Here is an 8,014-nt window from a genome sequence, read left to right on the forward strand (position 1 = left end):
GCCTTCCTGCCGCCCGCGGAGCCCGAGAACTCCTCGTTGTAGGCCTGCTCCCAGCCGTCGACCACCTTCACGCCGTTGGCCTTCAGCTTCTTCCAGTAGTCCGCCCAGCCGTCGTCGCCGTACTTCGCGGCGGTGCCGAGCAGGAAGCCGAGGCCCGGCGAGGAGGTGGCGGGGTTCTCGGTGACCAGCAGGTTCTTGTACGCCGGCTCGATCAGGTCGTCGAGGGAGTCCGGCGGGGTCAGCTTGTGCTCGCTGAAGTACGCCTTGTCGTAGTTGACGCAGATGTCGCCGGTGTCGACGGGCGTGACCCGGTGCTCGTCCTGGTCGGCGCGGTACTCGGGCAGCACCAGGTCGGAGCCCTTCGGCTCGTACGACTGGAACAGGCCGTTGTCGAGGGCGCGGGACAGCAGGGTGTTGTCGACGCCGAAGAAGACGTCGCCCTGCGGGTTGTCCTTGGTCAGGATCGCCTTGTTGACGGCCTGCCCGGCGTCGCCGTCCTCCAGGACCCGGACCTTGTAGCCGGACTGCTTCTCGAAGGCGGCGAGGACGCCCTTCGAGACGGCCCACGAGTTGTGGCTGACCAGCGTGACGGTCCTGGAGTCGCCGCCGGACGCCTGGTCGCCGTCGGACGACCCGCACGCGGACAGCGTGACCAGGCCCAGCCCGACGGCCACGATCGTGGCCTTCTTGGTGATGCTCACTGATTCCTCCTGGGCTGACCAGGAAGAGACGCGGCCCTGCCCGGGACCTTCCGGAGCGATCCGGGGGCTCCCGGGCAGGGCGCAACAGCTCGAGTGGTGACCGATCTCCCTACCCAGAATGACCTGGGCCAGGTTCGGAGGGTCTGCGGCCGGGTGCCGCACTCTCAGCGCTGTGGCGCTCCCCTGTCGGAATATGCAGATGTTCGGATGATGGAGTTGTCGTGACGGCGGTCAGACTACCTCTCGGTGGCGGCGAGCTGACCACACGCCCCGTCGATCTCCTGACCACGGGTGTCCCGGATCGTCACCGGCACACCATGGGCGGCGATGGCCTCGACGAACGCCTTCTCGTCCTCGGGCCGGGAGGCGGTCCACTTCGACCCCGGCGTCGGGTTCAGCGGGATCAGATTGACATGCACCGGCCTGCCCTTGAGCAGCCGGCCCAGCCGGTCACCGCGCCATGCCTGGTCGTTGATGTCCCGGATCAGCGCGTACTCGATGGACAGCCGGCGCCCGGACTTCTCGACGTAGTCGAACCCGGCGTCCAGGACCTCGCGCACCTTCCACCGGGTGTTGACCGGGACGAGCGTGTCGCGCAGCTCGTCGTCGGGCGCGTGCAGCGAGATCGCCAGCCGGCACTTGAAGCCCTCGTCGGCGAACCGGTGGATCGCCGGGACCAGCCCGACCGTCGACACGGTGATGCCGCGCTGCGACAGGCCCAGACCGTCGGGGGCGGGGTCGGTGAGGGCGCGGATGGCGCCGACCACCCGCTTGTAGTTGGCGAGCGGCTCACCCATCCCCATGAAGACGATGTTCGACAGCCGCGCGGGCCCGCCCGGCACCTCGCCGTCACGCAGCGCCCGCATGCCGTCCACGATCTGGTGGACGATCTCGGCGGTGGACAGATTCCGGTCCAGGCCCGCCTGCCCCGTCGCGCAGAACGGGCAGTTCATCCCGCAACCCGCCTGGGAGCTGATGCACATGGTCACCCGGTCCGGGTAGCGCATGAGCACCGACTCCACGAGGGTGCCGTCGAAAAGCCGCCACAGCGTCTTGCGGGTGGCGCCCTCGTCGGTCGACAGATGCCGTACGACCGTCATCAGGTCCGGGAACAGCGCCTCGCGCAGCTTGTCGCGGGAACCGGCCGGGATGTCGGTCCACTGCTCCGGGTCGTGCGCGTACCGCGCGAAGTAGTGCTGCGAGAGCTGCTTGGCACGGAACGGCTTCTCGCCGATCTCGGCGACGGCGTCCTTCCGCTCCGCGGGCGTGAGATCGGCGAGGTGCCGCGGCGGCTTCTTGGCTCCGCGCGGGGCGACGAAGGTGAGCTCACCGGGAACTGGGCGTGCCACGGTCGGACGACTCCTCATGACGGGCGAGGCCTGGCACCCCCGCGGGGCGGGGACCACGGCAGGACGGTGCCGGAGCCAGGAGACCTCTCGGGACGACCCCCGCGGCGAGGCGGGAGCGACGGAAGGGCCCGCGGCGGGGCCACGAGCCCTTCCAGGGTACCTGCTCGCCGTCAAGCCCGGCCGGGGCCGAAGCGGGGGCCGGCGCACGGTTACGCCGCGCCGCTCTCCAGGCGGTCCTTCAGCCTGCGCTCGTTGATCGGCATCTCCTTGCGGGCCGTCGGACGGACCACGAGGGGCACCAGCACCTTCCCGATGCCGTGGCTGTCGAAGTCCAGCTCCAGCGTGACCCGGGAGCGGCGGCCCTCGTCCAGCGGTTCGATCTCGCCGCGGAGGAGACCGCGGACGGGCCCGTCGACTCCGCGCATCGACCAGCTGTACGGCGGGTTGTAGTCGGTGATCTCCATCGTCATGGGCACCTCACGGCTGCCCACGCGCCGGACGACCCGGGTGCGGGAGCCGATGTGCGGCGGCCCGGTGTCGAGACGTTCGGCGGTCACGGCGCTCGCCTGCCACTCCGGCAGGCGGGACGCGTCCAGCACGTACGCGCAGACGTCCTCGGGTCTGCGGTCCACGACGACGGATCGTCGGATGACGGTCATGGCGCCCCCTTGGGTGCGGCCCCCCACAGGACGTACACCGGCATCGTCCCACTCTCCCGGACCGGGGGCCACGGCGCGCGAACGTGAAGCCCCCCGCCCGGAGGGGCGGGGGGCTTCACGTCTGCCGGTGCGCGGCCGGTCAGCCGCTCCCGACGAAGACCACCAGCAGCAGCCACACCACCGGCGCGGTCGGCAGCAGCGAGTCCAGCCGGTCCATGATGCCGCCGTGTCCCGGCAGCAGGGTGCCCATGTCCTTGATCCCGAGGTCCCGCTTGATCATGGACTCGCCGAGGTCGCCCAGCGTGGCGCTGGCCGCGACCGCCAGCCCCAGCAGCAGCCCGTGCCACCAGGCCCCGCCGTCCACCAGGAACTCCATGCACAGCGCGCCCGCGGCCATCGCGAACGCCACCGCGCCCACCAGGCCCTCGCGGGTCTTGCCGGGGCTGATCCGCGGCGCCAGCTTGTGCTTGCCGAACCGCCAGCCGACGGCGTACGCCCCGGTGTCGCTGACCACGGTCAGCAGCAGGAACGTCAGCACCCGCCACGGCCCGTCCTCGGCCTTCAGCATCATCGCGACGAACGTGGCCAGGAACGGCACGTAGAACGCGGCGAAGACTCCGGCCGTGACGTCCTTCAGATAGCCCTCCGGCGGCTCCGTCATCCGCCAGACCAGCACCGCCAGCGCGGTGAGCGCCATCGCCACCCACGCGCCCTCGGCTCCCCGGACGTACCCGGCGACCACCATCGCGGCGCCGCCGACCGCGAGCGGCACCAGCGGTGCGCGGATACCCTTGCGCTCCTCCAGCCGCTTCGTCAGCTCCCACAGCCCGACCACCACGGCGACGGCGACCACGCCGACGAACACGGCCTTGACGACGAACAGCGACGCGACGATCACCGCGCCGAGCCCGACGCCGACCCCTATCGCGGCACCGAGATCCCGGCCCGCGCTCTTCTTCTGCGGTGCGGGGGCCGGCTGCGGGGAGTCGGGCATGGGATCCGGATTCTGCGACGCCGCCCTGTGGGGCCGCGCCGGCGTGCTCTCGTCGCGGTACGTCTCGTGCTGGAACGTGTCATGGAACGGCTGGTCGCCGAACGTCTGACCGTGGAACGTGCGGTCGCGGTAGGTCTCGTCCCGGAACAGCGGGCCGCTCGGCCGAGCGGCCCCCCGGTGGTCATCCTGGTGTCCGCCGTGTGCGGATCCGTCGGGCACGATGGGCATGGGCCGAGTCTGCTGCGCGTCCCGCGCGTCGAACGCGGGACCCGCCGGGGCGGACCCCTGGACAGGCCCCTGGTCGGACGGCCCCCAGTACCCGGTCTGCGGCGTCCCCCAGGAAGAGTCGTTCATCAGACCTCGAGCAGTTCGGCTTCCTTGTGCTTCAGGAGCTCGTCCACCTGGGCGACGTACTTCGCGGTGGTGTCGTCGAGCTCCTTCTCCGCACGCCGGCCCTCGTCCTCGCCGATCTCGCCGTCCTTGATCAGCTTGTCGATGGCGTCCTTGGCCTTGCGCCGCACCGAGCGGATCGAGATCTTCGCGTCCTCGCCCTTGCCCTTGGCGACCTTGATGTACTCGCGGCGGCGCTCCTCGGTCAGCTCCGGGAACACCACTCGGATGATGTTGCCGTCGTTGCTCGGGTTGACGCCCAGGTCGGAGTCGCGGATCGCCTGCTCGATGTTGCGCAGCGCGCTCTTGTCGAACGGGGTCACGACGGCCATGCGCGGCTCCGGCACGGAGAACGAGGCCAGCTGGTTGATCGGCGTCGGCGCGCCGTAGTAGTCGGCCACGATCTTGTTGAACATCGCCGGGTGCGCACGGCCGGTGCGGATCGCGGCGAAGTCCTCCTTGGCGACCACGACGGCCTTCTCCATCTTCTCCTCGGCCTCGAGGAGGGTCTCTTCGATCACCACTTGCTCCTGCGTGTCTTGAGTAGGCCCGGCTGCGGTCGACGTGTTGTGGTCGGCGGCCGGCTGCGTCGCGTCTTCTTCCTGCACGGTTCCCGACCGGTGAGACATTGTCCATCCCCCGGCCGGGCTCCGCGGGTCAACCGGTCAGTTCCGGCTGCCCTGGTCACCCACCAGCGTGCCGATCTTCTCACCCTTGACGGCCCGGGCGATATTGCCCTCGGCCAGAAGCTCGAAGACGAGGATCGGCAGCCGGTTGTCACGGCAGAGCGTGATGGCCGTGGCGTCGGCGACCTTCAGGTCGCGCGTGATGACCTCGCCGTAACCGAGCGCGTCGAACTTCACGGCGTCCGGGTTGGTCTTCGGGTCGGAGTCGTAGACCCCGTCGACTCCGTTCTTGCCCATCAGCAGCGCCTCGGCGTCGATCTCCAGGGCGCGCTGGGCGGCGGTGGTGTCGGTGGAGAAGTACGGCATGCCCATACCGGCGCCGAAGATGACCACGCGGCCCTTCTCCAGGTGGCGCACGGCGCGCAGCGGAATGTACGGCTCGGCGACCTGGCCCATGGTGATGGCGGTCTGGACCCGGCTGTCGATGCCCTCCTTCTCCAGGAAGTCCTGGAGGGCGAGGCAGTTCATCACGGTGCCGAGCATGCCCATGTAGTCGGAGCGGGCACGGTCCATGCCGCGCTGCTGGAGTTCGGCGCCGCGGAAGAAGTTGCCGCCGCCGATGACGACCGCGATCTGCGCTCCGTCACGGACGACGGACGCGATCTCGCGGGCGATCTTGTGCACCACGTCGGGGTCGACGCCCAGGCCCCCGCCACCGGAGAAGGCCTCTCCGGACAGCTTCAGCAGAAACCGGCCGGGCACTTTGCCGTCGTCGCTCTTCTGGGCCTTGGTCGTCATGGGGGATCCCGCCTCTTTCACGTGTTGCACATACGAAGAAGGCCATTGCCGGTGGGGTGTCGTTCGCATCCCATGCGCGGCAATGGCCTCCTCGTCAGATCTGCTGTCGCCCGCCACGCGCGTGTGCGTGGCGGCGTCCGCGAACGATCGCACTCGACCCTATCGGGACCGAGTACCCGTCGCGGTACGGACTCAGATGCCGACCTTGATACGCGCGAAGCGCTTCAGGGTGACACCGGCCTCGTCCAGAACCTTCTGGACGGACTTCTTGTTGTCGAGCGCGTACGGCTGGCCGAGCAGCGTCGCGTCCTTGAAGAAGCCGTTGACACGACCCTCGACGATCTTGGCGATCGCGGCCTCGGGCTTGCCCTCGGCGCGGGTGGTCTCCTCGGCGATACGGCGCTCGGACTCGACGACCTCGGCCGGGACGTCCTCCTTGGAGAGGTACTTCGGCGCGAAGGCGGCGATGTGCTGGGCGATGCCCTTGGCGACCTCGGCGTTCGGCTTGTCGAGCTCGACGAGGACACCGATCTGCGGGGGCAGGTCGGGCATCGTGCGGTGCATGTAGGCGAGCACGAAGCCGTCGGCGAACTGCGCGAAGCGGTCCAGGACGATCTTCTCGCCCAGGTTCGCGTTGGCCTCGTCCACGAACGCCTGGACGGTCTTGCCGGCCTCGATCTCGGAGGCGAGCAGGGCCTCCAGGTCGGCCGGGTTCGTCTTGGCGACGTGCTCGGCGATGGCCTGGGCCACGGCCTGGAACTTCTCGCCCTTGGCGACGAAGTCCGTCTCGCACTTCAGCTCGACGAGGACACCGGAGGAGTTGTCGTCGGCGATGATCGAGACCACGGCGCCGTTCTCGGCGGAGCGGCCCTCACGCTTGGCGACGCCCTTCTGGCCCTTGATGCGCAGCGCCTCGACGGCCTTCTCGACGTTGCCCTCGGCCTCGTCCAGCGCCTTCTTGCAGTCCATCATGCCGGCGCCCGTGAGCTCGCGGAGCTTCTTGACGTCGGCGGCGGTGTAGTTCGCCATGAGTCTGTGAATCTTTCTCGAAGTCTGGAGGATCGGAGATCTGCACGGTCCGCGATACGGGTGACGATCGCGGACGCTGCGCTGACCTACGGGTGAACGGCGGGAGCGGACTTGACGGCGCCAGAGGCGCTCTGCAGTACCGCTCCCGCCGTCAACGGCTGACGCTGACGGTCAGGCCTGCTCGCCCTCGGCGGCGGCCGGAGCCTCGGTGGCCTCGGCGGCCGGAGCCTCGGCGGCCTCCTCGGCCGGAGCCTCGGTGGCCTCGGCGGCCGGGGCCTCGGCGGCGGCCGGGGCAGCCTCCTCGGTCTCCGCCTTCTTCTCGCCCTCGAGCAGGTCGCGCTCCCACTCGGCGAGCGGCTCGCCCGCGGCCTTCTCGCCCTTCTCACCGGTGGCGACGCCGGAACGGGCGATGAGGCCCTCGGCGACGGCGTCGGCGATCACACGGGTGAGCAGGGTGACGGAGCGGATCGCGTCGTCGTTGCCCGGGATCTTGTAGTCGACCTCGTCGGGGTCGCAGTTGGTGTCGAGGATCGCGACGACCGGAATGTTCAGCTTCCGGGCCTCACCAACGGCGATGTGCTCCTTCTTGGTGTCCACGATCCAGACGGCGCTGGGCACCTTCTGCATCTCGCGGATACCGCCGAGGGTCTTCTCCAGCTTGGCCTTCTCGCGCGAGAGGACCAGCAGCTCCTTCTTGGTCAGACCGGAGGACGCGACGTCCTCGAAGTCGATCTGCTCCAGCTCCTTCAGGCGCTGCAGACGCTTGTAGACGGTCGAGAAGTTGGTGAGCATGCCGCCCAGCCAGCGCTGGTTGACGTAAGGCATGCCGACGCGGGTGGCCTGCTCGGCGATGGCCTCCTGCGCCTGCTTCTTCGTGCCGACGAACATGACCGTGCCGCCGTGGGCGACGGTCTCCTTGACGAACTCGTAGGCGCGGTCGATGTACGACAGCGACTGGAGCAGGTCGATGATGTAGATGCCGTTGCGCTCCGTGAAGATGAAGCGCTTCATCTTCGGGTTCCAACGACGGGTCTGGTGACCGAAGTGGACGCCGCTCTCCAGCAGCTCCCGCATCGTGACGACGGCCATGGCCGTTTCTCCTTGAATTTCTCGGTTGTGCCGCGGATGCCGGACGGCTCCCGCGCCTGACGCCCGCAGTGCGCCGTTGCCACGAAGGACCGAGGGGCGCTGACTCCGAGGTTCCGGACGATGCCGGCACCCGGTGTCGGGGCGTGCGAAGTCGACCCGGTGACCCGGATCGCCATCAGAAGTGTACGGGACGGCCGGAGCCCCGGGTGACGCCGCTGTCCACAACCGCGGAGCGGTCCACAGGTCCGGGCCGTGACGCGCGGGTCTGCGGGACGGTTCGGGCATGCGAGCGAAGCGATACCTGCACCCGGTGCGGGCGGTCCTGCTGGGGCTGCTGCTGACGGCGGGCCCCTCGGCACGCCGTCAGCAGCAGCCCCAG

Annotated in this window: 8 protein-coding genes and 1 riboswitch; all 8 genes read right to left on the bottom strand. The window is 69.5% G+C overall.

Going from position 1 to position 8,014, the window contains the following annotated elements:
• Positions 1 to 701, bottom strand: a 701-nt coding sequence (locus tag CCN42_RS06335) for a thiamine ABC transporter substrate-binding protein (RefSeq protein WP_143661861.1), incomplete at its 3' end; no start/stop codon positions are given.
• A gap of 88 nt (positions 702 to 789) precedes the next feature.
• Positions 790 to 896: riboswitch (TPP riboswitch) on the bottom strand.
• Between the two features lie 41 nt (positions 897 to 937).
• Entirely contained in the window at positions 938 to 2,050 is a 1,113-nt protein-coding gene (rlmN, locus tag CCN42_RS06340; protein ID WP_245877172.1) for a dual-specificity RNA methyltransferase RlmN, read from the bottom strand.
• A gap of 209 nt (positions 2,051 to 2,259) precedes the next feature.
• On the bottom strand, positions 2,260 to 2,709 hold the full coding sequence (locus CCN42_RS06345; RefSeq protein ID WP_086733619.1) for an SRPBCC family protein: 450 nt from the start codon (positions 2,707 to 2,709) through the stop codon (positions 2,260 to 2,262).
• Between the two features lie 139 nt (positions 2,710 to 2,848).
• A complete protein-coding gene (locus CCN42_RS06350) occupies positions 2,849 to 4,057 on the bottom strand; it encodes a phosphatidate cytidylyltransferase (RefSeq protein ID WP_086733621.1) in 1,209 nt (402 codons plus the stop codon).
• Positions 4,057 to 4,614, bottom strand: a complete 558-nt coding sequence (gene frr, locus CCN42_RS06355) for a ribosome recycling factor (protein ID WP_043506945.1) — start codon at positions 4,612 to 4,614, stop codon at positions 4,057 to 4,059. Before frr ends, CCN42_RS06350 begins: the two co-directional genes overlap by 1 nt.
• 144 nt (positions 4,615 to 4,758) lie before the next feature.
• Positions 4,759 to 5,517 (bottom strand): UMP kinase, encoded by a 759-nt coding sequence (gene pyrH / locus CCN42_RS06360; RefSeq protein WP_043504431.1) that lies wholly within the window; start codon positions 5,515 to 5,517, stop codon positions 4,759 to 4,761.
• Positions 5,518 to 5,709: 192 nt separating this feature from the next.
• Positions 5,710 to 6,546, bottom strand: coding sequence for a translation elongation factor Ts (tsf, locus tag CCN42_RS06365; RefSeq protein WP_086172028.1), 837 nt, complete (start codon positions 6,544 to 6,546; stop codon positions 5,710 to 5,712).
• A 171-nt stretch (positions 6,547 to 6,717) separates the two neighbouring features.
• On the bottom strand, positions 6,718 to 7,635 hold the full coding sequence (gene rpsB / locus CCN42_RS06370) for a 30S ribosomal protein S2 (RefSeq protein ID WP_086733623.1): 918 nt from the start codon (positions 7,633 to 7,635) through the stop codon (positions 6,718 to 6,720).
• Between the last annotated feature and the right edge of the window lie 379 nt (positions 7,636 to 8,014).

The sequence above is a fragment of the Streptomyces glaucescens genome, from assembly GCF_002154375.1.
Taxonomy (GTDB): Bacteria; Actinomycetota; Actinomycetes; order Streptomycetales; family Streptomycetaceae; genus Streptomyces; species Streptomyces glaucescens.

Excerpts from the sequence above, each read along its gene's own strand:
- tsf (WP_086172028.1), bottom strand. The coding sequence starts at position 6,546 with ATGGCGAACTACACCGCCGCCGACGTCAAGAAGCTCCGCGAGCTCACG.
- CCN42_RS06350 (WP_086733621.1), bottom strand. The coding sequence starts at position 4,057 with ATGAACGACTCTTCCTGGGGGACGCCGCAGACCGGGTACTGGGGGCCG.
- pyrH (WP_043504431.1), bottom strand. The coding sequence starts at position 5,517 with ATGACGACCAAGGCCCAGAAGAGCGACGACGGCAAAGTGCCCGGCCGG.
- CCN42_RS06345 (WP_086733619.1), bottom strand. The coding sequence starts at position 2,709 with ATGACCGTCATCCGACGATCCGTCGTCGTGGACCGCAGACCCGAGGAC.
- rpsB (WP_086733623.1), bottom strand. The coding sequence starts at position 7,635 with ATGGCCGTCGTCACGATGCGGGAGCTGCTGGAGAGCGGCGTCCACTTC.